Annotated in this window: 22 protein-coding genes; 6 read left to right on the top strand and 16 right to left on the bottom strand. The window is 67.8% G+C overall.

Annotated features, from left to right (window positions below):
* Window positions 1-30 precede the first annotated feature (30 nt).
* Entirely contained in the window at window positions 31-264 is a 234-nt protein-coding gene (locus YS110_02350; GenBank protein ID UJB63682.1) for a type II toxin-antitoxin system prevent-host-death family antitoxin, read from the top strand.
* Window positions 265-273: 9 nt separating this feature from the next.
* A complete protein-coding gene (locus YS110_02345) occupies window positions 274-675 on the top strand; it encodes a type II toxin-antitoxin system VapC family toxin (GenBank protein ID UJB63681.1) in 402 nt (133 codons plus the stop codon).
* 2 nt (window positions 676-677) lie between these two features.
* Here the strand turns inward: YS110_02345 and YS110_02340 are convergent, their stop codons facing one another.
* The 5 genes from YS110_02340 to YS110_02320 form a co-directional block, all read right to left on the bottom strand.
* Entirely contained in the window at window positions 678-2,225 is a 1,548-nt protein-coding gene (locus YS110_02340; GenBank protein ID UJB63680.1) for a PepSY domain-containing protein, read from the bottom strand.
* A 115-nt stretch (window positions 2,226-2,340) separates the two neighbouring features.
* Window positions 2,341-4,803: a TonB-dependent siderophore receptor gene (locus YS110_02335; protein ID UJB63679.1), complete on the bottom strand. Its 2,463-nt coding sequence runs from the start codon at window positions 4,801-4,803 to the stop codon at window positions 2,341-2,343.
* A 212-nt stretch (window positions 4,804-5,015) separates the two neighbouring features.
* Entirely contained in the window at window positions 5,016-5,972 is a 957-nt protein-coding gene (locus YS110_02330; GenBank protein UJB63678.1) for a FecR domain-containing protein, read from the bottom strand.
* A 3-nt stretch (window positions 5,973-5,975) separates the two neighbouring features.
* The gene (locus YS110_02325; GenBank protein ID UJB63677.1) at window positions 5,976-6,482 is read right to left on the bottom strand and encodes a sigma-70 family RNA polymerase sigma factor; all 507 of its coding nucleotides are present in this window, start codon (window positions 6,480-6,482) and stop codon (window positions 5,976-5,978) included.
* A 188-nt stretch (window positions 6,483-6,670) separates the two neighbouring features.
* Window positions 6,671-8,650 carry an ATP-dependent DNA helicase gene (locus YS110_02320; GenBank protein UJB63676.1) on the bottom strand — a complete coding sequence of 660 codons (1,980 nt, stop codon included), beginning with the start codon at window positions 8,648-8,650 and terminating at the stop codon, window positions 6,671-6,673.
* Between the two features lie 111 nt (window positions 8,651-8,761).
* Here YS110_02320 and YS110_02315 point away from each other — a divergent pair, with 111 nt between their 5' ends.
* On the top strand, window positions 8,762-9,559 hold the full coding sequence (locus YS110_02315; protein ID UJB63675.1) for a serine/threonine-protein phosphatase: 798 nt from the start codon (window positions 8,762-8,764) through the stop codon (window positions 9,557-9,559).
* A 9-nt stretch (window positions 9,560-9,568) separates the two neighbouring features.
* Here the strand turns inward: YS110_02315 and YS110_02310 are convergent, their stop codons facing one another.
* The 5 genes from YS110_02310 to YS110_02290 all read right to left on the bottom strand — a co-directional run bounded on the left by YS110_02310 (window position 9,569) and on the right by YS110_02290 (window position 17,360).
* Window positions 9,569-10,255, bottom strand: a complete 687-nt coding sequence (locus YS110_02310) for a hypothetical protein (GenBank protein ID UJB63674.1) — start codon at window positions 10,253-10,255, stop codon at window positions 9,569-9,571.
* 44 nt (window positions 10,256-10,299) lie between these two features.
* The gene (locus YS110_02305) at window positions 10,300-11,397 is read right to left on the bottom strand and encodes a cell division protein ZapE (protein UJB63673.1); all 1,098 of its coding nucleotides are present in this window, start codon (window positions 11,395-11,397) and stop codon (window positions 10,300-10,302) included.
* A 258-nt stretch (window positions 11,398-11,655) separates the two neighbouring features.
* A complete protein-coding gene (lpdA, locus tag YS110_02300) occupies window positions 11,656-13,083 on the bottom strand; it encodes a dihydrolipoyl dehydrogenase (protein UJB63672.1) in 1,428 nt (475 codons plus the stop codon).
* An 85-nt stretch (window positions 13,084-13,168) separates the two neighbouring features.
* Complete coding sequence (odhB, locus tag YS110_02295; protein ID UJB63671.1) at window positions 13,169-14,431, bottom strand: 2-oxoglutarate dehydrogenase complex dihydrolipoyllysine-residue succinyltransferase; 1,263 nt, start codon at window positions 14,429-14,431, stop codon at window positions 13,169-13,171.
* 52 nt (window positions 14,432-14,483) lie between these two features.
* Window positions 14,484-17,360 carry a 2-oxoglutarate dehydrogenase E1 component gene (locus YS110_02290; GenBank protein UJB63670.1) on the bottom strand — a complete coding sequence of 959 codons (2,877 nt, stop codon included), beginning with the start codon at window positions 17,358-17,360 and terminating at the stop codon, window positions 14,484-14,486.
* A gap of 207 nt (window positions 17,361-17,567) precedes the next feature.
* Between YS110_02290 and YS110_02285 the strand changes: the two genes are divergently transcribed.
* The gene (locus YS110_02285; GenBank protein ID UJB63669.1) at window positions 17,568-18,629 is read left to right on the top strand and encodes an AI-2E family transporter; all 1,062 of its coding nucleotides are present in this window, start codon (window positions 17,568-17,570) and stop codon (window positions 18,627-18,629) included.
* Between the two features lie 22 nt (window positions 18,630-18,651).
* Here the strand turns inward: YS110_02285 and YS110_02280 are convergent, their stop codons facing one another.
* From YS110_02280 to YS110_02260, 5 genes are all read right to left on the bottom strand, one after another.
* Window positions 18,652-19,152: a GNAT family N-acetyltransferase gene (locus YS110_02280; protein ID UJB63668.1), complete on the bottom strand. Its 501-nt coding sequence runs from the start codon at window positions 19,150-19,152 to the stop codon at window positions 18,652-18,654.
* A gap of 5 nt (window positions 19,153-19,157) precedes the next feature.
* On the bottom strand, window positions 19,158-20,492 hold the full coding sequence (glmM, locus tag YS110_02275; protein ID UJB63667.1) for a phosphoglucosamine mutase: 1,335 nt from the start codon (window positions 20,490-20,492) through the stop codon (window positions 19,158-19,160).
* Window positions 20,489-21,340 carry a dihydropteroate synthase gene (folP, locus tag YS110_02270; GenBank protein UJB63666.1) on the bottom strand — a complete coding sequence of 284 codons (852 nt, stop codon included), beginning with the start codon at window positions 21,338-21,340 and terminating at the stop codon, window positions 20,489-20,491. The genes glmM and folP overlap by 4 nt, the downstream gene beginning before the upstream one ends.
* A gap of 72 nt (window positions 21,341-21,412) precedes the next feature.
* Window positions 21,413-23,335: an ATP-dependent metallopeptidase FtsH/Yme1/Tma family protein gene (locus tag YS110_02265; GenBank protein UJB63665.1), complete on the bottom strand. Its 1,923-nt coding sequence runs from the start codon at window positions 23,333-23,335 to the stop codon at window positions 21,413-21,415.
* 122 nt (window positions 23,336-23,457) lie between these two features.
* A complete protein-coding gene (locus tag YS110_02260) occupies window positions 23,458-24,111 on the bottom strand; it encodes an RlmE family RNA methyltransferase (GenBank protein ID UJB63664.1) in 654 nt (217 codons plus the stop codon).
* A gap of 31 nt (window positions 24,112-24,142) precedes the next feature.
* On the opposite strand from YS110_02260, the gene YS110_02255 reads away from it, so the two are divergent.
* Both YS110_02255 and YS110_02250 read left to right on the top strand, forming a co-directional pair.
* Window positions 24,143-24,616 carry a YhbY family RNA-binding protein gene (locus YS110_02255; GenBank protein ID UJB63663.1) on the top strand — a complete coding sequence of 158 codons (474 nt, stop codon included), beginning with the start codon at window positions 24,143-24,145 and terminating at the stop codon, window positions 24,614-24,616.
* The gene (locus YS110_02250; protein UJB63662.1) at window positions 24,616-25,377 is read left to right on the top strand and encodes a glycosyltransferase; all 762 of its coding nucleotides are present in this window, start codon (window positions 24,616-24,618) and stop codon (window positions 25,375-25,377) included. The genes YS110_02255 and YS110_02250 overlap by 1 nt, the downstream gene beginning before the upstream one ends.
* A 7-nt stretch (window positions 25,378-25,384) precedes the next feature.
* Here YS110_02250 and YS110_02245 read toward each other — a convergent pair whose 3' ends face one another.
* On the bottom strand, window positions 25,385-26,257 hold the full coding sequence (locus tag YS110_02245) for a Kdo hydroxylase family protein (protein UJB63661.1): 873 nt from the start codon (window positions 26,255-26,257) through the stop codon (window positions 25,385-25,387).
* Window positions 26,258-26,369 lie beyond the last annotated feature (112 nt).

The raw sequence follows: 26,369 nt of genomic DNA, 5'->3' as shown, positions 1-26,369 counted from the left end.
GACCATATGGTCAGATTCAAGGAGAGCGCCATGAGACACGTCACCGTCGTGGAAGCCAAGAGCCACTTTTCCGCCCTGCTTGCCGAAGTGGATGGCGGCGCCGAAATCGAGATCACCCGCCACGGCAAGGTTGTGGCGCGGCTGGTGCCTGCGCGTCCGGTCACGGCAGCCGATGCCTTCCGGAAAATCTGGGCGCTTGGCGGCCTGGAGATGGATGAGATCAACGAGCCGGACATTCCCCCGGACGACGTGAACCTGGACTGATACGCCACCATGCCCTGGCTGTTCGACACCAACATCCTCATCGCCATCAGCAAGCGCCACCCCGCGCTGTTGTCCCGGCTGGAGCGTATCGACAGCAGCGCCGTCATGCTGTCTTCCGTTGTGCTGGCGGAAATCGAATATGGCATCGCCAAAAGCGCACGCAAGCAAACCAACCGGCTGGTGTTCGACGCCATCATCGAAACCTTTACGGTCCATCGGTTCGATGAAGCCGCTGCCCGCGAATTCGGCGCCCTGCGTGCCCATCTCGAAACGCAAGGCCAGGTCATCGGCCCTTACGACATGATGATCGCCGCCCAGGCACTGGCGCTCGGCGCCACGCTCGTGACCGACAACGAACGCGAATTCCGTCGCGTACCTGGCCTGGCCGTGGAAAACTGGCTGCGCGGCTGAACTCATGCCGCCCCCTTCCAGCGCCGCTGCAGCCCGAGCGCCATCGCCGCGAACAGCGCCCCCAGCGCCAGCATCGTCAGATCGACCCCCGCCAGCCCCCCATCGCCCGCGGGCAGCGTCACGCCCAGGTGTTTGTCAGTGGTCAATGCATTGAGCAGCGGCAACAGCCCGAAGGCCAGCGCGGCCAGGGCCAGCAGTTCCACCCAGGCGCGGCGCTCGGGGCGGGCGATGGCGTACAGCGCCAGCCAGCCCCAGGCGGCGAACAGGCAATGCAGCTCCCAATCGGCCCGCCCCGGCATCGTCACGGGCAGCAGGCGGTTGGCCCAGAAATAGGCCACCACGCCCGTGGGCAGACCGGCCAGCACGCCCACGTTGAGCCGCGCGACGAAGCGCAGGCCCCCACTGGCGGCAGAGCCCTCGCGCGCATGGCGCTCGCGGCGCTTGACCACCCACAGCACCATGCCGGTGGCGATCATGAAGCAGCCCAGCAGGCCGGAGAGGAAGTAGAGCCACCGCAGTGGATCGTTGGCATACCAGGCCTCGTGCAGCGCCACCAGCGCCAGCAGCATGGTGCGCCCCGGCCCTTCGGAATACGGTGACGGCAGCCGCTCGCCCGTCAGCGCGTTGAAGCGGATGAACGTCTGCGGGTTCTTGGTGCGTGGCAGCTCCGTGCCCCAGGGGCGGGAAATATCGACCACGGGCGGCTCGCCCGCACGGCGCTCCACCCAGATCTGCCCGATCTGGCCCGCGCCCAGAACCGCCTCGGCCTGCTCGATCATCGGGGCCAGCCGCGCCCGGGGGCGTACCACGGGCACTGCCGCCGCATCGAACTGCGGCAGGGGGCGGCCGTTGACGGCGGCGTTCATGGTCTTCGACGGAACGGGCAGGTAGTGGTAGTTGAAATACACCAGCCCGGTCCACAGAATCATCACGAAGAACGGCAGCGCCATCACGCCGGTGACGTTGTGCGCATCCAGCCAACTGCGCTGGCCCTTGCCGGGGCGGAAGGTGAAGAAGTCCTTGAAGATCTTCTTGTGCGCGATCACGCCCGTGGCCAGGGACACCAGCGCCAGCATGGCCACCACGCCGACGATGTAGATACCCACCACTTTGTCCATGTAGTGCAACTGGTGATGCAGGCTGCGAAACGCCCCTGCCCCTTCGGTGGCGCGCACGTCCAGTGGCAGAAGTTCGCGAGCGGTCAACGGGTCGAGTTCCCATCGCAATCCGCCGGGAAACGCTCTTGCGACCAGGCGGGTGCGGCTGGCGCCGTTGTCTGGATGGTTGCGCGCATGGGGCAGCTTGATTTCCCATTTCTCCGCGGCCGGCGCGTGCAGGGCCAGAAAGTCCAGTGCCCATTCAGCCTGCAAGGCCGCCGGAGCGTGGCGCGAGACAAGCTCCAGCGGCCGCTCCGGCTCCATCCAGCGCGTCGTGTCATACAGAAAGCACGATGCCGTGCCCGTCACGAACACGAAGAACAGCAGCCAGCCGCTCACCACACTGGCCCAGGTGTGCAGCCATACCATGCTTTGGCGGAAATGGGCTTTCATGCGCGCCCCGCATGGGCAGGCCACCCTGCTGTCGAAATGGCCCGGCAGGCCAGCCGCCCTCTGCGCAGCGGGCCCATGGATGCCGTCTTCATCGGGGTGCGGCCTGCATCGACGATCAAAACCGGTACCTCAAATTGGCCGCGAAACTGCGCGGTGCGCCGTAGAAATTCCCCAGGCTGGTGCTGTTGGCAACGGCACTGTAGTAGCGGCGGTCAAAAAGGTTATTCACGACCAGGCCGAGTTCGGCCTGCCTGTTGATCTGGTATTTCGCCAGCAGTCCCACCACGGCAAAGCCGCCTTGCTGGGTGTGGGAAGTCGCTCCGTCCGCATACGTCTTGTTTTGACCGCGCAGGCTGCCGCCCACCGCCCACGCCGTGGCGGGAAGGCGGTAGGTGGTGTGCGCCTGCAGCACATGCTGGGGCAGATAGGCGCTATAGGGCGAACCCTTTTGCGCGCCATTGCCATATTCGCTGTTCACATAGGTGTAGCCCGCGCCCACCTGCCAGCCGGGCGCAAGCTCGCCGTTCAGGCCCAGGTCCATGCCTTGGCTGACCACCAGGCCCGCCGCCGTATAGCAATAGCCGCCACCGCAGGCCGCAGGCCCTGCGCTGTAGTCGGTTTGCGCCAGGTGGGTCTGCTCCAGCCGGAAGACGGCGGCAGAGGCGTTCAGGCGCCCATTCAGGAATTCGCCCTTGATGCCGGCCTCGTAGTTCTTGCCGACGACCGGCTCCACCGTGCCGCCGCCTGCCGTCAGGTTGCTCTGCGGCTTGAAGATGTCCGAATAGCTGGCATAGGCGGTGTAGTGCGCGTTCAGGTCATAGAGCAGCCCCGCGTAGGGCGACACGACGGCCGTTTCCTTTTGCGTGCGCGTGCCGGCGGCCTTGTATTCGTACCAGCTCACGCGCGTGCCCAGGATCAGCTTGAGCGGGTCGGCCAGGTTCAGGCGCACGGCGCCATACAGGCCGCTTTGGTCGGTTGTGTTGTCGGGGCTCCATGCGGGCGCCGTGCCCGATGGCCGGGGAATGGCGCTGGCGTCGAAGTCGTAGATATTGATGGGCGTGCGTGCATGCGCCCAATTGATGTTGTTGACCTTCAGTTTGGCGACCGTGCCACCCAGCACCAGTTCGTGCGCACGCCCCAGCCATTGAAACGGGCCGCTGGCATAAAAATCCAGAACGTTCGACGATATCTTCCGTTGCCCACGCTGTGCAGCCACGCTCAATCCGTCCCCGGTCACCGCATCCAGCGTTCCGCTGAGGAAACTCAGTACCTTGTCGCCATTGGCATCCTCGTGCGTGAACGCTGTCTTGAATGACCAGTCCGCAGGCAGTTTCTGCTCCAGGCGCAGGGTGTAGCTGGTGCCATCCCGGCGGCCGTCGCTGCGGGATGCGCCATAAAAACGGGAGCGCGGCAAACCCAGGTCGGTGCCATTGGCGGCAAATGGCACGCCATAGTGGTCATTGAAATCGGTCTGCTGGTACATCACGCTCGCGCCCAGCATGGTGGTGTCCGTCAGGTCGGCTTCGACGACGCCGTACAAGCCCCGGTTGTTGTAGTACACGTAGTCGGTAAACGAATCGCTGTTGTCGGCAAAGGCCACGGCGCGGCCACGCACCCTGCCCGATTCCGCCAGGGAACCGGATACATCGCCGGCCAGCCGCCGCTTGTTCCACGAACCCAGTTGCGTTTCCACGTGCGCCTGAAAATCGCGGGTCGGCCGCTTGCGCACCACATTGATGGTGCCGCCAGGCTCGCCCGCGCCGGCCATCAGGCCAGATGCGCCTTGCAGGATCTCCACCTTGTCCAGAAAAGCGGTATCGGGCACCGGGCCTCGGTTGCTCTCGCCAATGCCCACCGGGTTGGGCAGGCCGTCGTACTGGCTTTGCAGCATGAAACCGCGGCTGTAATAGACATTGCCGTTGTTGCCCGCGCGCGTGATGGAAATCGTGCCGCTGTTTTCCAGCACCTCGGCCACGTTGGTCAAGCCAAAATCATCCATCTTCTGCCGGGTCACCACCGTCACCGTCTGCGGCGTCTCGCGCAGGCTCAGGTCCAGCTTGGTGGCCGTGCGGCTGCTGCTTGTGGTGTAGGAGCCCGTGTGCTCGGTCGTGCCATCGCGCGCATCGGCCATGGCCGCCACGCGCACGGCGGGCAGCGTGGCTTCGCGGGCCGCGCCGTCGCCTGCCGCCGGCGCGGGCGCGGCGAGCAGCGGTGGCACGGCGCGCAGGCTGTAGCGGCCCGGGCCGGATTCCACGGCCTCGTAGCCGCTGCCATCGAGCAGCCGCGCGAAGCCTTCGTGCACGCCGTAGGCGCCTTGCAGCCCATGGCTGCCGCGCCCGGCCAGGGTTTGCGGGTCGAACACCAGTTGCACGCCGGAGAGCGCGGCGAACTCGGCCAGCACGTCGCCCAGCTTTCCGCCCGCGATGGCGTAGCCACGGCTGGCCGCGCGGGCGGCAGGCTCGGCCGCCTGCGCCGGCGGGCCCGCGAGCGCGCAGCCGATGGCGAGTGCCAGCGCGCTGGCGGGAAAGCGGGGAATGGAGGGCAGCGCGTGCGGCGCGTGCCAGTGCCTGGAGACCATGCTGTTTCTTTCGTCGATGGGAGTGAATGGCCGCAGCGCCTGCCCTGGGGGCCCCAGGCGCTGCATCACCCGGTACACCGGACGGGACGGAAAAAGTGATCACCCGCGCGCAAAAATTCTTCCCGGGGGCAGGCCCTATTCAGTATCGAATTGGCAGGAAACCCTTACCCAGAAAGCGCAAGCAGCTACGAAAAGTGAAGCATTCCCGGCATTCAGCGGGCCTCGACGGTGACCCAGTAGCGCGTCTGGTACACGACGCGCAGCGGCAGCGACTGGGCCAGCGCGGCCAGGCCCGCGTCGGTGTCGTCGAGCGAGATGGCGCCCGACACGCGCAGCCCGGCCACGGCGCCGTCGCAGCGCAGCACGCCGGGGCGGTGGCGCGCGAGTTCGGCCACCACGTCGCCCAGGCGCATATCCTTGGCCAGCAGCATGCCTTGCGTCCACAGGGCTGCGGTGTTGTCCACGGGCGCGGGCGCGTCCACTCCGGCGGCGCCGAAGCGCGCCTGCTGGCCCGCGCGCAGGGTGCGGGCGGGGCCGGCCAGGGGCTGGATTTCGACGGCGCTTTCGTACACCGCGACGCGAAAGCCGCCCTCCTCCTGCTGGCGCACGCCGAAGCGCGTGCCCAGCGCGCGCACCACGCCGCTGGCGGTGTCCACGAGAAAGGGCCGCGCGGCGGGCGCGGGGTCGGCATGGGTGGTCACGAGGATTTCGCCCGCCACGAGGCGGATGCGGCGCGCGGCGGCGCCAAAGGCGATGTCGACGGCGCTGGCGGTGCCCAGCACGAGCTGCGAGCCATCCGGCAGGATCAGCGTGCGGCGCTCGCCGGTGGCGGTGTGCACGTCGGCGGCCCAGGGCCGGGCGTGGCGCCAGGCCAGCCAGCCCACGGGCGCGGCCACGAGCAGCAGGCCCAGCACATGCAGGCCGCGGCGGCGGCCGTGGCTGCGCTCCAGCTGCTGCAGCGCGGTCTTGCCGATGTCGGCCGGCACCTGGCCGAAGGTGTTGAAGACGCCTTGCGCGCGCGCCCAGGCGGCGGCGTGCGCAGGGCTGCGGTCGCGCCATTGCGCGAAGGCCTGGCGCTGGGCCGGCGTGGGGGCCTCGTACTGGAAGGCGATGGCCCAGTCGGCGGCCTCCTTGAGCAGGGCGATGTCGATGGCGTCGCTGGGCGGCATGGGCTAATCGAGGGCCATGCAGGCCACCAGCGCCTTGTGGATGTGGCGGCGCACGGTGATGGCGGGCTTTTGCGTGCGTTCGGCGATCTGCTGGAGCGTGAGGCCGTCGAGCTGCGCCAGCAGGAAGACCTCGCGGGTGAACGGCGGCAGGCTGGCGAGCATGGCGTCGATGCGCACCAGGGCCTCGATGGCCAGCAGGCGCGCCTGCGGCGAGGGCGTATGGGGCGCGGGCAGGCGGGCGATGGCGTCGAGGTAGGCGGCCTCGACCTCCTGGCGCCGCCAGTGGTCGATGACCAGGCCCTTGGCGATGTGCGTGAGCAGCGCGCGCGGCTCGCGGCCCCACTGTGTGCGCTGCGAGGCCATGACGCGCACGAAAGTGTCGTGCGCCAGGTCGGCCGCGTCGAACGCATTGCCGAGCCTGCGGCGCAGCCACGCCTGCAGCCAGCCGTGGTGGTCGATGTACAGGCCTTCGATGCCTTGCTGGCGCAGCGCGTGTTCGTTGTCCGGCATGAAACCCCTCCGACGGCCGCCTGGTTGTTATGAGAATCGTTTTCATTCTATTGGACGCGCGGCGGTGCTTTCGGCCCAGGCGCCGCGCGTGCCGTGCGCGGCGGCTTGGAAAATACAAGCCAGATCGGCCTCTGGCGCTTATCCAGCAAGCGCTGGCAGCTATGAAAAAAAGAGTAGAAACCGCACCGTCAATGCGCCACCAGGGCCTGCAAGGCCTCGGCGTACGCCGCCTCGGACGCCAGCCACTGCATGGGCGGCAGCGCCGCGCGCAGGCGCTTGCCGTAGCCCATGGTGCGCAGGCGCGAATCGCACACCACCAGCACGCCCCGGTCGGCTTCGTGCCGTATCAGCCGCCCGGCGCCTTGCTGCAGGGCCACGGCGGCCTCGGGCAAGGCGTGGTCGCGGAAGGCGTTGCGGCCCTCGGCCTCCAGGCGCTGGGCGCGCGCGCGGGCCAGCGGGTCGTCGGGCGGGGCGAAGGGCAGCTTGTCGATCACCAGCAGCTGCAGCGCGTCGCCGGGCAGGTCCACGCCCTCCCAGAAGCTGCCCGCGCCCACCAGCACGGCGCCGCCCTGGCGCAGGCGCTGCAGCAGCAGGTGGCGCGGCTGCTGGCCCTGCACCAGCACGGCGATGCCCTGCCCCGCCAGACGCTCCTGCAGCGCCGCGCCGATGGCGTGCAGCGCGCGGCGCGTGGTGGTCAGCACCATGGTGCGCCCGCCCAGGCGCAGCGCGCCATGGCCCGCGAGCGCGGCCACGGCCTGGCTGTGCGTGGGGCTGGAGGGCGGCGGCATGTCCGGCGGCACGTACAGCGCCGCCTGGCGCGCGTAGTCGAAAGGGCTTTCCACGCGCAGAATGCGCGCATCCTCCAGGCCGCACGGCCCGGTGAACCAGCGCAGCGTGGCGTCGCCGCCCAGGGTGGCGGAGGTGAAGATCCAGGCGGTGGCGGGCGCGGTGGCGGTGGCGGTCGGCTGCATCAGCGCGCGCATGGTGTCCGCGATGTCCGGGGGCGATTCGACGAAGCGCAGTTGCGCGCCCACGTCGAGCCAGCGCACGGCGCCGGGCACGCCCGGCGCCGTGAAGTGCGCCATGCGCTGCATCAGGCCGGTGCCGCGCGCATGCAGCCGCGCCAGTGCGGGGGCCTTGTCCTGCACCACGCCCAGGGCGGCGACAAGGCCGCCGCAGGCCTGCCCCAGGCGGTGCATGGCCTGGTGCCAGGCGCTGGCGGGCACGCCCTGGGGCCGGGCCTCCTGCCAGGGCAGGCGGGTGCCTTCGGGGTGCGTGCCGGCGGCCTGGCGCAGGCCGCGCGCCGCGTCCTCCAGCGCCGTGGCCAGAGGCAGCCAGGGGGCCAGGCCGCGCGCCTGGGCCAGCCCTTCGGCCAGGGCATCGCGCGCGAAGGCGCGCAGCGCGCCCGTGCCCACCTGCAGGCCGGTGAACTGCAGGCCGATGTCGCACAGCTGGTGCGCCTCATCGAACACCACCACGCGCGCCTGCGGCAGCAGCTCGGCTACGCCCGCAGTGCGCAGGGCCAGGTCGGCGAAGAACAGGTGGTGGTTGACGACCACCACGTCGGCCGCCAGAGCCTCGGCGCGGGCGCGGTTCACATGGCAGGCGCTGGCGCGCGGGCAGGCAGCGCCCAGGCAGTTGTCGCGCGTGGAGGTGATGAGCGGGAGCACGGGCGAGGCCGCGTCCAGGCCGGGCAGTTCGTCCAGGTCGCCGCTGCGGGTGCCGCGCGCCCACTGCTGCACGCGGGCCAGCGCGCGCAGCCACTGCGGATCGAGCAGTTGCCCGGGCACGCCCTGGCAGGCCCGCTCCAGGCGCTCCAGGCACAGGTAGCTGGAGCGCCCCTTGAGCAGCGCCGCGCGGGCGGGCACGCCCAGGGCGGCCTGCACGCGCGGCAGGTCGCGCAGGAAAAGCTGGTCCTGCAGCGCCTTGGTGGCGGTGGACACCAGCAGCCGCTGGCCGCTGAGCAGCGCCGGCACCAGGTAGGCGAAGGTCTTGCCCACGCCCGTGCCGGCCTCGGCGACAAGCGCGCCGCCCTCCTGAATGGCCTGCGCCACGGCCTGGGCCATGGCCACCTGCCCCGCGCGTGGGCGAAAATGCGTGCCGGCCTGCGCCAGCGGCCCTTGCCCGGCAAAGGCCTGCGCCACCGCCTGCGCAAGCGCGCTGGTCATGGCGGGAGCGGCAACAACATCAGACACAACACAGGACGCACGGGCAGGCAGGAGAAGGATGGCGAGCCATCATAATGAGTGCCCCATGCGCCTACGCGACACGACCACAGCATGAGCAAACCATTTCGCCTCATCGCATCGACCGGCATCCACAAGGGAGACCGCGATTACCAGCAAGACCAGGTGGCGGTGCTCGCGCACCCGCGCTTCAACGGCTGCGTGCTGGGCGTGGTGGCCGACGGCATGGGCGGGCGCAGCGGCGGCCGCAAGGCGTCGGACCAGGTGATGATGACGGCGCGCCAGCTTTTCGAGCGCTATTCGCCCGAGACGGACGACGCCACCAGCATGCTGAAGAACCTGGTGAACGAGGCGCACATCGTGATCCGGCTCACGGCGATTTCGGCCGAGCAGGAGCCGCACAGCACCATCGCGGCCTTCCTCATCAACCCGCGCGGCGACTGCCACTGGGTGCACGCGGGCGACTCGCGCGTGTACCACTTCCAGCATGGCCGCCTGCTGCACCGCACGCTGGACCATTCCTACGTGCAGGCGCTGGTGGACCGGGGCGAGATCACCGAGGCCGAGGCCAACGTGCATCCGCACTCCAACATCCTGGTGGGCTGCCTGGGCGCCGAGAGCGATCCGCCCGCCACCACGCACCTCATTCCCCAGCTGCAGCCCGGCGACGTGATCCTGGCCTGCAGCGACGGCGTGTGGCACTACTTCTCGCCCAACGAGCTGGCCTCCGTCATCCAGGGCCTGACGCCGCGCGAGGCCACGGAGTTCCTGATCGACAAGGCGCGCTCGCGCGCGCGCGGCGGCGGCGACAACCTGTCGCTGGTGATCGTCAAGATCGAGCCGCTGGAGGATGAGAAAAAACCGCCGCGCATCGTCTTTCCCGGCGGTTGAGGCCGTGCCTCAGGGCTGGGGCAGGCTCGCGGCCGGCTTGCGCCCCTGGGCCGCGTCCTCGGCCGCCTCCTGGCGGTGCTTCTCGCGGCGCTCCTGCGCCTGTTTCTGCTTGGCCTCGTAGCGTTCGCGCGCCTCGGCCTCGCGCGTGCGGGCCGCGGCGGCGCGCTGGGCGTTTTCCGCCGCCTTGGCCTGGGCGTGGGCCTTCTGGCGCTCGGCGCGCTCGCGCGCTTCGGCCTCGCGGCTGGCGCGCTCCTGCACTGACATCCTGGACGCCGGCGCGCGCGGGGCGGTGCTGGCCGCGGCGTCCTGCGCGGCGCGCTGTTTTTCCTCGATCGTGCGCAGGCGCTCGGCCGTGCGTTCGCGGCGCTCGGCATCGCTGATGGCCTGCTCCTCGCGGCGCAAGCGCGTTTGCGCATCACGGTCGCGTGCCCGCACCTGGGACAGGCAGTCCTCCACGGCAAAGCGCTGGTAGCACGCCGCCTCGGCCGCCTGGCGCTCTTGCGCCAGGGCCTCGCGCTCGCTGGCGATGCGCGCGCGCGTCTGCGCGCGCTGCGCCTGGAGGGCGGACGGGGCGGCTTGCGCCGGTTCGCCCTGGGCTGCAGCACCCTGCTGGGCCCGCACCGGCGCGGCGGCCAGCAAGCAGGCGGCAAGGCAGAACGGGAGCGCGCGGCGTGGGGAGAGGGAAAGTCGGTTCATGGCGCCATTTTCCCCGCTCTGCACACCACCCGCAGCCGGCGGCTTCACGTCAGGCCGGTATCCACCACGCGCCGCTCCAGCTGCAGGTATTCCTTCGACTGCATTTCGTTCAGGCGCGACACGGTGCGCGGGAATTCATGGGCCAGCGGGCCTTCGGTGTAGATGTCCTCGGGCGGCACGGCGGCCGACACGATGAGCTTGACGCGCCGGTCGTACAGCACGTCCACCAGCCAGGTGAAGCGCCGCGCGGGCGAGGCCATGTTGACCGGCAGGTGCGGCACGCCCGACAGCAGCACGGTGTGGAACTGGGTGGCGATTTCCAGGTAGTCGTTCTGCGAGCGCGGCCCGCCGCAGAGTTCGCGGAAATCGAACCACACCACGCCCCCGGCCCGGCGCAGCGCGCGGATCTCGCGCGCCTCGATGTGCAGCACCGGGTCTTCGTCACGGACTTCGGCGAGCTGGCCGAACATGGCCGCCATGGCGGCGTCGGCTTCGGGGCCCAGCGGGCAATGGTAGAGCTTGGCGTTTTCCAGCGTGCGGCGGCGATAGTCGGTGCCGTTGTCCACGTTGATGACTTCCATGCGCTCGTTCAGCAGTGCGATGGCGGGCAGGATGCGGTCGCGGTGCAGCCCGCCGGGATACAGCCCGTCGGGCTCGAAGTTGGACGTGGTGACGAAGCCCACGCCGTTGTCGAACAGCGCCACCAGCAGGCGGTGCAGGATCATGGCGTCGGTGATGTCGGCCACGTGGAATTCGTCGAAGCAGATGAGCTTGTAGCGCTTGGCGATGCGCGCGCCCAGCACGTCAAGCGGGTTCTGCGTGCCCTGCAGCACGGCCAGCTCGCGGTGCACCTCGCGCATGAACTCGTGGAAATGCAGGCGCACCTTGCGCTTGAGCGGCACGGCGTTGAAGAAGCAGTCCATGAGAAAGCTCTTGCCGCGCCCCACCCCGCCGTACATGTAGACGCCGCGCGGAATCTCGGGGTGGTTGATGAGTTTCTTCAGGGCGTTCGAGCGGCGCTGCTTGTAGCCGCCCCACTCGCGCGCGCAGCGCTCCAGGGCCTCGATGGCGCGCAACTGCGCCGGGTCGCTGTGGAAACCCTTGGCGGCCAGTTCCGCCTCGTATGCCTGCCTGACGTTCACCCGCAATCTCCTTGTGTCTCAAAAAGAATAGCTGCCAGCGCTTGCCTGGCAAGCGCTGGCAGCCATTTTCATTATGAACTTATCAGTGATCCATGGCGCCACGCGCCACCCGCAGTCCATGAAACCGGCGCGGCCCATGCGCGAGCAGCCGCGCAAGGGCCGCCCCGCCGCGCTGGCTGCGTCCCCCTGCCCGCAGTGCGCAGCGCTGCGAGAGCGGGGGGAAGCGGCGCAGCCGCTCAGGGCGGGTGTTGTGTCACTTCAGAAGTTCAGAGTGCGCTTGTCCACGGCGAGGGCCGCCTCCTTGGTGGCTTCGGACAGCGAGGGGTGGGCGTGGCAGATGCGCGCGATGTCCTCGGCGCTGGCCTTGAACTCCATCGCCACCACAGCTTCGGAGATCAGCTCCGAGGCCATGGGGCCGACGATGTGCACGCCAAGGATTTCATCGGTGGCGGCATCGGCCAGGAACTTGACCATGCCGGTGGTGTCGCCCAGCGCGCGCGCGCGGCCGTTGGCGAGGAAGGGGAACGAGCCGGCCTTGTACTTCACGCCATCGGCCTTGAGCTGCTGCTCGGTGCGGCCGACCCAGGCGATCTCGGGGCTGGTGTAGATCACCCAGGGGATGGTGTTGAAGTTCACATGGCCGTGCTGGCCGGCGATGCGCTCGGCCACGGCCACGCCCTCTTCCTCAGCCTTGTGCGCCAGCATGGGGCCGCGCACCACGTCGCCCACGGCCCAGACGCCGGGCAGGCTGGTCTTGCAGTCGCCATCGACCACGATGGCGCCGCGCTCGTCGAGCTGCAGGCCCACGGCTTCGGCGTTCAGGCCGATGGTGTTGGGCACGCGGCCGATCGACACGATGAGCTTGTCAACTTGAAGCGTCTGGGCTTCGCCCTTGGCGTTGGTGTAGGCGATGCTCACGCCCTTCTTGGCGGATTTGATGTCGCCGATCTTCACGCCGAGCTCGACCTTCAGGCCCTGCTTGTCGAAGGCCTTCTTGGCTTCCTTGGCGATCTGCTCATCGACGGCGCCAAGGAACGTCGGCAGGCCTTCGAGGATGGTCACGTCGGCGCCCAGGCGGCGCCACACGCTGCCCATTTCCAGGCCGATCACGCCGGAGCCGATCACGCCGAGCTTCTTGGGCACGGCGCCCACGCGCAGCGCGCCGTCGTTGGACAGCACGTTGACTTCGTCGAACGCCACGCCGGGCAGCGCACGCGCGTTGGAGCCGGTGGCGACGATGACCTGCTTGCCCACCAGGGTCTCGCTGGCCGCGCCCTCGACCTTGATTTCGTAGCCGCCTTCGACGGCCTTGGCGAACGAACCACGGCCATGGAAGAAGCTGACCTTGTTCTTCTTGAACAGGTACAGGATGCCGTCGTTGTTCTGCTTCACCACGGTGTCCTTGCGGCCGATCATGGTAGCCACGTCCATGGTCACCTTGCCGGTGCTGATGCCGTGCTCGGCGAAGTGCTTGGTGGCGTGCTCGAAATGCTCGCTCGACTGCAGCAGCGCCTTGGAGGGAATGCAGCCTACGTTGGTGCAGGTGCCGCCGGGCGCGGGACCGCCCTTGTCGTTCTTCCACTCGTCGATACAGGCGACCTGCATGCCCAGCTGGGCCGCGCGGATGGCGGCGATGTAGCCGCCGGGGCCTGCGCCGATGACGATGACGTCGAATTGCTTGCTCATGGTTTCTTCAGGAATGGGGGAGAGAAAAAACCCACCGCCGGGCCGGGCCGAGGGTGGGTTGTCGGGAACTACGCCGTGCCGTGGATCACAGGTCGAACAGCAGGCGCGAAGGATCTTCCAGCGCATCCTTCATGGCCACCAGGCCCAGCACGGCTTCGCGGCCGTCGATGATGCGGTGGTCGTAGGACATGGCCAGGTAGTTCATCGGGCGCACCACGACCTGGCCGTTCTCGACCACGGCACGGTCCTTGGTGGCGTGCACGCCCAGGATGGCCGACTGCGGCGGGTTGATGATGGGGGTGGACATCATCGAGCCGAAGGTGCCGCCATTGCTGATGGAGAACGTGCCGCCGGTCATCTCCTCAATGCCCAGCTTGCCTTCAGCCGCCTTCTTGCCGAACTCGGCGATCTTCTTCTCGATGTCGGCGAAGCTCATCTGGTCGGCGTTGCGCAGGATCGGCACCACCAAGCCACGCGGCGAACCCACGGCGATGCCGATGTCGAAGTAGCCGTGGTAGACGATGTCGGTGCCGTCCACCGAGGCGTTCAGCACCGGGAACTTCTTCAGGGCATGCACGGCAGCCTTGACGAAGAAGGACATGAAGCCGATCTTCACGCCGTGTTCCTTGGTGAACGCGTCCTGGAACTTCTTGCGCATCTCCATCACCGGGGCCATGTTCACTTCGTTGAACGTGGTCAGGATGGCGTTGGTGGACTGCGACTGCAGCAGGCGCTCGGCCACGCGGGCGCGCAGGCGGCTCATGGGCACGCGCTGCTCGGGACGCCCGCCCAGGTCGGGCGCGGCCGACGGGGCAGCCACCTGCGGCAGCGCCTTGGTAGGCACGCCGGTGGGGATCACGGCGGCGGTGGACTTGACGCCACCGGCCACGGCGGCCAGGGCGTCGCCCTTGGTCACGCGGCCATCCTTGCCGGTGCCCGCCACGGCCGAGGCCGGGATGTTGGCTTCGGACAGGATCTTGGCGGCTGCGGGCATGGCCACGCCGCCCTTGTTGCCACCGGCGGCAGCGGCTGCGGCTGGTGCAGCCGCCGCAGGAGCGGCCGCCGCGGGTGCGGGGGCGGCTGCCGGGGCAGCGGCGCCCGCCACGGCCTCGGTGTCGATCTTGGCGATGAGCTGGTCGGCGGCCACGGTGGCGCCATCGGCCTGCACGATCTCGGCCAACACGCCGCCGGCGGGCGCGGGCACTTCGAGCACGACCTTGTCGGTCTCGATCTCGATCAGGATTTCATCGACCGCCACGGCTTCGCCGGGCTTCTTCTTCCACTGCAGCAGGGTGGCCTCGGCCACGGATTCGGACAGTTGGGGGACCTTGACTTCAACGATTGCCATTTTGAATTCTTTCCAATGCGATGTTTTGTACTGAGAGCGTGGGTTCGAGGCCTTACTTGGTCAGGACAAAACCCTTGAGCTTGGCGAACGCGGCTTCCACCAGGTTCTTCTGCTGTTCGGCGTGCAGGTGCGCGTAGCCGACGGCAGGCGAAGCGGAGGCGGCGCGGCCGGCGTAGCCGAGCTTCTGGCCGGCCAGCATGTTCTCGTGGATGTAGTGCTGCACGAAGAACCAGGCGCCCTGGTTCTGCGGCTCATCCTGGCACCACACGATCTCGGTCGCCTTGGCGTACTTCTTGACCTCCGCGGCGAACGCCTTGTGCGGGAACGGGTACAACTGCTCCACGCGGACGATGGCCACGTCCTGCGCGCCCTTCTCGGCACGCTTCTTCACCAGGTCGTAGTACACCTTGCCGGAGCAGGCGATCACGCGCTTGACCTTGGCGGCGTTCTTGGCGATGGCCTCGTCCTGCTCGCCCAGCACGGTCTGGAACGTGCCCTTGGTGAATTCGGACAGCGGCGAGGTGGCGTCCTTGTTGCGCAGCAGGCTCTTGGGCGTGAAGATGACCAGGGGCTTGCGCAGGTTGCGCACCATCTGGCGGCGCAGCACGTGGAAGATCTGGCTGGCCGTGGTGGGCTGCACGATCTGCATGTTGGCGTCGGCGGCGAGCTGCATGAAGCGCTCCAGGCGGGCCGAGCTGTGCTCGGGGCCCTGGCCTTCGTAGCCGTGCGGCAGCATCAGGGTGATGCCGTTGACGCGGCCCCACTTCACCTCGCCCGAGGCGATGAACTGGTCGATCACCACCTGCGCGCCGTTGGCGAAGTCGCCGAACTGCGCTTCCCAGATCACCAGGGTGTTGGGGTCGTTCGAGGCATAGCCGTACTCGAAGGCCAGCACGGCTTCTTCGGACAGGATGGAGTCGATGACGACGAACGGCGCCTGGTTCTCGGCCACGTTCTGCAGCGGTACGTAGGAGCCCACGTCCCACTTCTCGCGCTTCTGGTCGTGGACCACGGCGTGGCGGTGCGTGAACGTGCCACGGCCGCAGTCCTCGCCCGACAGGCGCACGGGGTAGCCCGACGCGACCAGCGAGGCGAACGCCATGTGCTCGCCCATGCCCCAGTCCACGTTGACCTCGCCACGGCCCATGGCGGCGCGGTCGTCATAGACCTTCTTCACCAGGGTGTGCGGCGTGACGCTTTCAGGAATGGTGGTGATCTTCTCGGCGAGGCGTTTCCACTCGGTCAGCGGAATGGCGGTGTCGGCCGTGTCGCTCCAGGCGTGGCCCAGGAACGGGCTCCAGTCCACGGCGTACTTGCTCTTGAAGTTGGTCAGCACCGGATCGACCGTGTGCTTGCCCGCGTCCATGGCGGCGCGGTAGGCCTTGGCCATGTCGTCGCCGATGCTCTCGCCCAGGCCCTGGGCGGCCAGCTTGTCGGCATACAGCTTGCGCGTGCCGGGGTGCTGGGCGATCTTCTTGTACATCAGCGGCTGGGTGAGCATGGGGGTGTCCTGCTCGTTGTGGCCCAGCTTGCGGTAGCAGACGATGTCCACCACCACGTCCCTGGAGAACTCCATGCGGTATTCCAGCGCCAGTTGCATGGCCAGGCACACGGACTCGGGATCGTCGCCGTTCACGTGCAGCACGGGCGACTCGATCATCTTCACGATGTCGGTGCAGTACAGCGTGGAGCGCAGGTCGCGCGGGTCGGACGTGGTGAAGCCGATCTGGTTGTTGATGATGATGTGCACCGTGCCGCCCGTGGTATAGCCACGGGTTTCGGACAGGGCCAGGGTTTCCTGGTTCACACCCTGGCCGGCGAAGGCGGCGTCGCCGTGCACCAGCACGGGCAGCACCTGCTTGCCCTTGGGGTCGCCGCGGCGGTCCATGCGCGAACGCACCGAGCCTTCGACCACGGGGTTGACGATTTCGAGGTGCGAGGGGTTGAACGCCAGGCTCAGGTGCACCGGGCCGCCGGGGGTGGAGACGTCGGAACTGAAGCCCTGGTGGTACTTCACGTCGCCCGCGGGCAGATCCTCGGGCGCAGTGTGGTCGAACTCGGCGAACAGGTCCTTGGGCATCTTGCCCAGGGTGTTCACCAGCACGTTCAGGCGGCCGCGGTGGGCCATGCCGATCACCACTTCCTGCACGCCCTTGGAGCCGGCGTCCTGGATCAGCTCATCCATCGCGGCGATGAAGCTCTCGCCGCCTTCAAGCGAGAAGCGCTTCTGGCCGACGTACTTGGTGTGCAGGTAGCGCTCCAGGCCTTCGGCGGCCGTCAGACGGTCGAGGATGCGCTTTTTCTTGTCGGCATTGAAAGCCGGCTTGCTGCGGATGCTCTCCAGCTTCTGCTGCCACCAGCGCTTCTGGTTCTGGTCGGTGGCGTACATGTACTCGGCACCAATGGTGCCGCAGTAGGTCTCGCGCAGCGCGTTGATCAGCTCGCGCAGCGGCATCTTGTCCTTGCCGAAGAAGGTGTTGCTCGTGTCGAACACCGTTTCCTGGTCGGCATCGCTGAAGCCGTAGAAGGCGGGCTCCAGCTCGGGAATCTGGGGGCGCTCGGCGCGCTTGAGGGGGTCGAGGTCGGCCCAGCGGGCACCGACGTTGCGGTAGGCGGCGATCAACTGCTGCACGGCTGTGCGCTTGCGGCCCATCTCGGCATCGGCGCTGGCCACCACCACCTTGGTGCCGCCTTGCTTGGCACGCTCGGCAAAGGCGTTGATGACCGGCTGGTGCGGCACATCCCGTGCATCGGTCCCATCCGAAGCGGGCACGTGCTGCAATGCATCGAAGTACTCGCGCCAGGAGTCGGGCACGCTGCCCGGGTTGGCAAGGTAGTTCTCGTACATCTCTTCGACATAGGGCGCGTTGCCGCCGAAGAGGTAGGTGTTGCCCTGGTAGGCTTGGTAAACGGACGTTGTCTCGCTCATATTTCGCTGACCTCCGTCTCCCTGAGGGAGACATGAGCTGGTTGGTAAACCTTCCGCGACACGGCTGAACCGGTTGGCGGATGCGACTGTGGCTGGGGAAGGGCCTTGGGTTGCGGCGGCTATTGTGCCACCGAACGCAACGGCGGGTCACGGGCGATCATGGGCCGGGTCGCGTACAGTCGGGTTCTCGCAACTTTCCGTCGGCCCATGCCCTTCTCCAAGCTGCAAAACCGCACCTTTCTGGCGCTGCTGATCGCAGTCACCGCCGCGTTCCTCGCGATCCTCTGGCCATTCCATGGCGCGGTGTTCTGGGCCATGGTGCTGGCCATCCTTTTCATGCCGCTGCACAGGCGCCTGCTGCAGCGCATGCCGCAGCGCCCCAACCTGGCCGCGCTTTGCACGCTGTGCCTGTGCCTGCTCCTGGTGATCCTGCCCATGGCGCTGATCAGCCTCTCGCTGGTCCAGGAAGCGGCGCAGGTGTACGAGCGCATGCGCTCCGGCCAGCTCAACTTCGGCAACTACGCGCAGCAGATCTTCAACGCGCTGCCAGAATGGGCCACCCAGCTGCTGGCCCACTTTCACCTGTCCTCGCTGTCGGAGCTGCAGGAGAAGTTCTCGAGCGCCGCCGTGCAGGCCAGCCAGTTTTTCGCCACCAAGGCGCTGAACATCGGCCAGGACACGCTGGGGTTCATCGTCAGCGTCGGCATCATGCTGTACCTGCTGTTCTTCCTGCTGCGCGACGGCGTGGCGCTGGGCAAACGGGTGCGCCAGGCGATCCCGCTGGACGAAGCGCACAAGCGCAACCTGGCGAGCAAGTTCACGACCGTGGTACGCGCCACCGTCAAGGGCAACATCGTGGTGGCGGCATCGCAGGGCGCGCTCGGCGGCCTGATCTTCTGGGTGCTGGGCATCCAGGCGCCGGTCCTCTGGGGCGTGCTCATGGCCTTCCTGTCCCTGCTGCCGGCGGTGGGCGCCAGCCTGATATGGATGCCGGTGGCGCTGTACTACCTGGCCACCGGCGCCGCCGTGCAGGGGGCAATCCTGATTGCCTACGGCATCTTCGTCATCGGGCTGGTGGACAACCTGCTGCGCCCGCTGCTGGTCGGCAAGGACACCAAGCTGCCCGACTACATGGTGCTGATCTCGACCCTGGGCGGCATGTCGCTGTTCGGCCTCACGGGCTTCGTCATCGGCCCGGCGATCGCGGCGCTGTTTGTGGCCACCTGGGGCCTGTTCACCCAGGACGTGGGGGAGGATTTGCAGGACTGACGCCCGGCCATGCTGCAGCCCGTCAGTCCAGCCACTTCTGCATGAACTGCGCCTGCCCCATGGCGGGATCGAGCGCGTAGCCCGCGAAGCCCTCGCGCTCGTACGCGCGCAGCGCGGGCAGGTTGCCCTGCAGCACTTCGAGCGTGAGCTTGCACGCGCCGCGCTCGCGCGCGACACGCTCCACGGCGGCCAGCATCCGCTGCGTCACACGGTGCCCGCGCCAGGCCGGCAGCACCGCGACATCGTGCACATTGACCAGCGGACGGCAGGCAAAGGTGGAGAAGCCCTCCAGGCAGTTGATCAGGCCCACCGGCACCTCTTCGGCATCGGCGCCGTCCCGCGCCCAGGCGATCACGCTGAAAGCCCCCTGGCGTTGCCGCAGGGCCTGCGGCAACCGCGCCTTGACCTCAGGGGCCAGGGGCTCGCCGCCGCCCGCTGGATCGCGGGCATAGGCGTCGAGCAGCGCCACCAGCGCCTGCGCCTCACGCGGGTCGGCATAGTCCACGACACGCACATCGATCATGGCCGTCATCCTGCGCGGGCGGCATCGGCCAGACGCTGGGCACAGGCGCTGGCCTGGGTCTGGTCGCGCGCTTCGACCATCACGCGCAGCAGAGGCTCGGTTCCGCTGGCCCGGATCAGCACGCGCCCGCTGCCGTTCAGCTCGGCTTCCACTGCGGCGGTTTCCCGTGCCAGCAGCGTGTTGACGCGCCAGTCCTGGCCGGGCTGCAGACGCACGTTGAGCAGCACCTGCGGGAACAACTCCACTCCCGCCAGCAGTTCGGCCATGCCCTGGCCGCTGCGCACGCAGGCCTGCAGCACCTGCAGGGCGCTGACCAGGCCATCGCCGGTGGTGTGCTTGTCCAGCGCCAGCAGGTGGCCCGAACCCTCGCCGCCCAGCAGCCAGCCGTGGCGCGCCAGTTCCTCCAGCACGTAGCGGTCGCCCACCTTGGCACGCACCAGCTTGACGCCCTGGGCGCGCAAGGCCAGCTCCACGGCCATGTTGGTCATCTGGGTGCCTACCACGCCGGGCACCAGTTCATCGCGCGCCATGCGCTCGCGCGCCAGCAGATACAGCAGTTCATCGCCGTTGAACAGGCGGCCGCTGCCATCGACCATTTGCAGACGGTCGGCATCGCCATCCAGGGCGATGCCGAAGTCCGCATGGTTGGCACGCACCGCACGCACCAGTGCGTCCGGGTGGGTCGCGCCCACTTCGTGGTTGATGTTCAAGCCGTCAGGGGCACAGCCAATGGGCACCACGTCGGCACCCAGCTCATGGAACACCTTGGGGGCGATCTGGTAGGCCGCACCATGCGCCGCATCCACCACGATGCGCAGGCCCTTGAGCGTGAGGTCGTTGGCAAACGTGCTCTTGCAGAACTCGATGTAGCGGCCCGCCGCGTCGTCCAGCCGGCGCGCCTTGCCCAGGCTCGCCGAATCGACCCACACCGGCGGCTCATCCATGGCCGCCTCGACCGCGAGCTCCCATTCGTCAGGCAGCTTGGCACCCGAGGCACTGAAGAACTTGATGCCGTTGTCCGCATATGGATTGTGGCTGGCGCTGATGACCACACCCAGGCTGGCGCGCTGCGCGCGCGTCAGGTAGGCCACGCCAGGCGTGGGCAGCGGGCCCAGCAGCACCACATCGACCCCGGCTGAGTTGAAACCGGACTCCAGCGCGGCCTCCAGCATGTAGCCTGAGATGCGCGTGTCCTTGCCGATCAGCACCGTGGGGCGCTCCTCGCTGCGGCGCAGTACGCGGCCCACGGCGTGGGCCAGGCGCAGTACGAAATCCGGCGTGATGGGGGGCTGGCCGACAGTGCCCCGGATGCCGTCGGTGCCGAAGTATTTGCGTGTCATCGTGGATTTCCTCTCTTTGGTTCTTGTTCCTGCATGGCCTGCCACACAGCCAGCGCCGCCACCGTATCGCGCACGTCGTGCACCCGCACGATGCGCGCGCCTTGCTGCACCGCCAGCAGGGCTGCGGCCACGCTCGGAGCCAGGCGCTCATCGACCGCCAGGCCCGTGACGGTGCCCAGCGACGACTTGCGCGACCACCCCGCCAGCAACGGGTAGCCCGGCGCCAGCAGTTCCTGCTGGCGCGCCAGCAGCGTGAAGTTCTGCGCTACGGTCTTGCCGAAGCCAATGCCCGGGTCCAGCACGATACGGGTCTTTTTGACCCCCAGCCCTTGCAGGGCCTGCGCCTGCAGCTCCAAAAATGAGAGCATCTGGGGCAGCACGTCGCCCTCCATGGGCGCAGCCTGCATGGTCTGTGGATCGCGGTGCATGTGCATCAGGCACACGCCGCAGGTGGGGTGCGCCGCGACGGCCTGCGCCGCACCGGGCTGGCGCAGGGCCCAGATGTCGTTGACGATGTCGGCGCCCAGGTCGAGCACCTGCTGCATCACGGTGCTCTTGTAGGTATCGACCGAGACCGGAACCCCCAGGCGCACAGCCTCGCGCACGACCGGGAGCACACGCGCCAGCTCTTCTTCCAGTGGCACAGGCGGGCTGCCGGGGCGCGTCGATTCACCACCGATGTCCAGTATGTCCGCCCCCTCCCGCAGCAAACGTTCGCAGTGGTGCAGCGCAGCCTGCACGCCCGCATGGCGCCCGCCATCGGAAAACGAATCCGGCGTGGCATTGACGATGCCCATGACCTGGGGCCGCGCCAGATCGACGCGAAAGCGGGAGGTTTGCCAGAGCATGGACACAGGGAAACGAAAAACGGGGCCTTTGAAGCCCCGTTGGGTGGGAGGTTGGCTGCCTTGGAACGTGTTTCAGGCCGCCGTAGGCGCCGGATCGGTCTTCACGGCAGGGGTGCCGCCGCTGGGATCATCACCACCCGAAGACGGCGTGCGCGGCGTCCAGTCCTTGGGCGGACGGGGTTCGCGGCCGGCCATGATGTCTTCCAGCTGCTCTGCATCGATGGTTTCCCAGTCGAGCATGGCCTTGGCCATGGCGTGCATCTTGTCGGAATGCTCCTCGATCAGGCGGCGCGCCAGGGCGTACTGCTCGTCGATGATGCGGCGCACTTCGGCATCGACCTTCTGCATGGTCTCTTCCGAGATGTTGGTGGTCTTGGTGACCGAGCGGCCGAGGAACACCTCGCCTTCGTTTTCGGCATAAACCATGGGCCCCAGGGCCTCGCTCATGCCGTAGCGCATGACCATGTCGCGCGCGATATGCGTGGCGCGCTCGAAGTCATTGCTGGCGCCCGTGGTCATCTGGTGCATGAACACTTCTTCCGCGATGCGGCCACCGAACAGCATGGCGATCTGGTTCAGCATGTACTCCTTGTCGTAGGAGTAGCGGTCCTTCTCGGGCAGGCTCATGGTCACGCCCAGCGCACGGCCGCGCGGGATGATGGTGACCTTGTGCACCGGGTCGCACTTGGGCAGCAGCTTGCCGATGAGCGCGTGGCCCGCCTCGTGGTAGGCCGTGTTGCGGCGCTCCTCCTCGGGCATGACCATGCTCTTGCGCTCGGGGCCCATGATGATCTTGTCCTTGGCCTTCTCGAAGTCCTGCATCTCGACCACGCGCGCATTGCGGCGCGCGGCCATCAGGGCGGCCTCGTTGCACAAATTGGCCAGGTCGGCGCCGCTCATGCCGGGCGTGCCCCGGGCGATGATGGCCGGGTTCACGTCCTGCCCGGCCGGGATCTTGCGCATGTGCACGCCCAGGATCTGCTCACGGCCACGGATGTCGGGCAGCGTCACATAGACCTGGCGGTCGAAGCGGCCAGGGCGCAGCAATGCGGCGTCCAGGATGTCGGGACGGTTGGTCGCGGCCACCACGATCACACCGAGGTTGGTCTCGAAGCCATCCATCTCCACCAGCATCTGGTTCAGCGTCTGCTCGCGTTCGTCGTTGCCGCCGCCCAGGCCCGCGCCACGCTGGCGGCCCACGGCGTCGATTTCGTCGATGAAGATGATGCAGGGGGCGTTCTTCTTGGCGTTCTCGAACATGTCGCGCACGCGGGCCGCGCCCACGCCGACGAACATTTCCACGAAGTCGGAACCGGAGATGCTAAAGAACGGCACCTTGGCCTCGCCCGCGATGGACTTGGCCAGCAGCGTCTTGCCGGTACCCGGCGGGCCGACCAGCAGCAGGCCGCGCGGGATGCGGCCGCCGAGCTTCTGGAATTTCTGCGGGTCCTTCAGGAAATCGACGACTTCCTTGACCTCTTCCTTGGCCTCGTCGCAGCCCGCCACGTCGGCGAAGGTGATGGTGTTGTTGTTTTCGTCGAGCATGCGCGCCTTGCTCTTGCCGAAGCTGAAGGCGCCGCCCTTGCCGCCGCCCTGCATCTGGCGCATGAAATAGATCCACACGCCGATCAGCAGCAGCATGGGGCCCCAGCTGACGAGCAGCGTCATCAGCAGCGAGCCTTCCTCGCGCGGCTTGACGTCGAACTTGACGTTGCTGTTGATCAGGTCGCCCACCAGGCCGCGGTCGAGGTAGGTGGCCGTGGTGCGCACCTTGCGGTCGTCGTTGGTGGTGGCCACGATCTCGGTGCTGCCGCCAGGCCCTTCCTGGATGATGGCGCTCCTGATGCGGTTGTTGCGCACCTCGTCGAGGAACTCCGAATAGGCCATGTGCCCCGCGTTGGCGCCGACACGGGTGTCAAACTGTTTGAACACCGTGAACAGCACCATGGCGATAACCAGCCATACGGCAACTTTTGAAAACCACTGATTGTTCAAGCGGGAGCTCCAGAATTCAAAGAAGATGGGCAGACAGGCCCTGACTCAACTGGGGTTCTATTCTAGGGTTTCAAGCCCAACCCCACCTCTTTACCCTAGCAAGGGCCATGGGCACAGCATGCCTATTTGAGGCCGATACCGACCAGAAAAGTTTCCGAAGATCTGTCGCGCGAGGCCTTGGGCTTGATCGGCTTGACCACCTTGAAACGGTCCTTGAACAGTTGCACCAGCTGCGCATAGCCGCTGCCATGGAACAGTTTGACCACCAGCGCGCCCTCGGGCTTCATGTGGTGCTGCGCGAAATCGACGGCCAGCTCGATCAGGTGGGCGATGCGCGCCGCGTCGACCGAATCCACGCCCGAGAGATTGGGTGCCATGTCGGACACCACGGCATCGGCCAGCCGGCCTTGCAGCGCCTGCTGGAGCTGGGCCAGCACGCTGTCCTCGCGAAAATCGCCCTGGATGTAGGCCACCCCTTCGATCGGCTCCATGGGCAGCAGGTCCAGCCCGATGATGGTGCCGTTGAGCTGCCCGGCCGCGGCCCCCCCCGGCGACAGGCGCCGGCGCAGATACTGGCTCCAGGCGCCAGGCGCACAGCCCAGATCGACCACCGTGTCACCCGGCCGGATCAGCCCGAGCTGCTCGTCGATCTCCTTCAACTTGTAGGCCGCGCGCGCGCGGTAGCCGTCCTTCTGCGCGGCTTTCACATAGGGGTCGTTGACGTGCTGGTTCAGCCACGCCTTGTTGACCTTCTTGCTCTTGGTCTTTACTTTCATTGCAATTGCGTCCTCACGGGATAATACGCCCATGCCCCAAATTCAATTGACCCCGGCCGAGCGCCGGGAACACCGCGCCAACGCCCACCACCTCGACCCCGTGGTCATGGTCGGCAACGACGGCCTCACGCCCGCCGTCCAGAAGGAAATCGACGCCGCACTGAACGCCCACGGCCTCATCAAGGTGCGCGTGTTCGGCGACGACCGCGCCGCGCGCGAAGCCATGTACCAGCAGCTCGCCGACGACCTGAATGCCGCCCCCATCCAGCATATCGGCAAGCTGCTGGTGTTCTGGCGTCCGCAGCCGGACAAGGAAAAGGCGCTTGATGAAGACCGCAGGCCCGGCCCGCGCGACATCAAGGTGCTCAAGTTCGGCCGCCCCGGCCAGCGCCCCGAGGTCAAGCAGTTGCGCGTGCTGGGCAACCAGCGCCTGACGGCCGGCGGCCAGATCAAGCGCGCCAAGAAGCCCAAGCAGAAATCCATCAAGAAGGGCCAGGCCGACTGATGGGCACGCCCGCCGCCGCGCAGCGCCATGTGCTGTGCATGAAGTGGGGCACCAAGTATGGCCCTGAATACGTCAACCGCCTCTACGCCATGGTGCGCCGCCACCTGAGCGGCGACTTCAACTTCGTCTGCCTGACCGACGACGCCACCGGCATCCGGCCCGAGGTGCAGTGCCTGCCCATCCCGCCGCTGAACCTGCACCTCAAGCCCGGCCAGCGCGATGGCGCCTGGAAGAAGCTCACCACCTTCGAGGCCGACCTGCACGGCCTGCGCGGCACCGCGCTGTTCCTCGACGTGGACGTGGTCATCGTCGGCTCGCTCGACGCCTTTTTCGAGCACCCGGGCGAATTCCTCATCATCCACGACTACCCGCGCTTCTGGCGCTTCGGACAGCGCATCACGGGCAACTCTTCGGTCTACCGCTTCCAGCTGGGTGCGCATGCCGACGTGCTGGAGTACTTCCGCGCCCACATGGAAGAAGTGCAGGCGCACAACCGCAACGAGCAGACCTTCCTCTCGCGCTACCTGCACAAGCAGGGCAAGCTGGCCTACTGGCCCGCGGGCTGGTGCCCGAGCTTCAAATACCACGGCATACCCGCATGGCCACTGAACTACTGGCGCGAGCCCTTCGTGCCCGAGGGCGCGCGCATCATGATCTTCCATGGCGAATGCAACCCGCCCGACGCGCTGGCCGGGCGGCGCAACAAGCGCCTGGGCTTTATCCGGCCCGCGCGCTGGGTGGCGCAACACTGGTGCGAATAACGCCGGGCTACGCGGGCACGCCCTGCAAGGGGCGCCCCATGAGCCGCGTGAGAATGGCCAGCGGGCTTGCCGCCTTGTCGTAGGCGTGGCTGGCGGGCAGATGCAGCGTCTGCTCCATCATGTACTGGCCCGACATGACCGCATGCGTGGCCTGGTCCGCGAAGCACACCCATACCGACCCTGGCGGGAACGGCATGCGCACCTGCGGGGAGCTGCGCTGGTACGCCATGTCGGCCTTCATCGCATCGTGCAACTGCAGCATCAGGTGGTCGTACTCGCTGCGCAGCGACTTGGTCACGCGCAGCGCCCTGGCCTGCCAAGCCACGTAGGGCTTGACCTTGGGCAGAAAGCGGCGCGCCATGTCCTCGAACGGCTCACCCACGCGCCACACGCGCGGCGCACCCTCGGGGTTGACGTTGGTGAACACGCGCAGGATGCGCTCGCCGTAGTTCGGGCGCGTGGGAAAGGCATCGACATGCAGCCGCTTGTCGTCGGCGCGCCAGGACTGCTGGCGGCTCTCCACCTGCATGGGCCGGAAGCTCGTGGGCGCCAACCGCAGCGCGGGCACGTAGTGCGGCAACAACGCACCAACGAGCTGCAGCGCCTGCCGGCGGTAGCGCAGCACCATGGCCGCGAGCGCGGCCTGCGTGGCGGCGTCGCCCGCCGCGCCCTTGAGGCTGCCGTCGACGTTAAGGCTGATGTTGCGCGAGCCGGGGTCGCGGATGTCGGGACGCAGAAAGCCTTTTTCCTGCGCGGTCAGCGCAAAGGCCAGCGAGGGGAAGAACAGCACCTTGCCGGCCTCGACGGCGGCCGTCCACTCGGGACGGCCCTGCACCTGACCCCAGTCGGTGGCGTCGATGGTGATGATTTGGGATTCCATGATCCGAGCAGTTTACCCGCGCGGCTACGGGCACCGCCATTTGGGCTGGTCTCGCAACCGACCGCGAACCTCGCCTGCGCACCACAGGCCGCCTCCGGAGCCTCCAATCCAC

It is taken from the genome of Acidovorax sp. YS12, from assembly GCA_021496925.1.
Lineage (GTDB): Bacteria > Pseudomonadota > Gammaproteobacteria > Burkholderiales > Burkholderiaceae_C > Paenacidovorax.
Note: the sequence above shows the minus strand (reverse complement) of the source record. Positions and strands in the feature narration are given on the sequence as shown.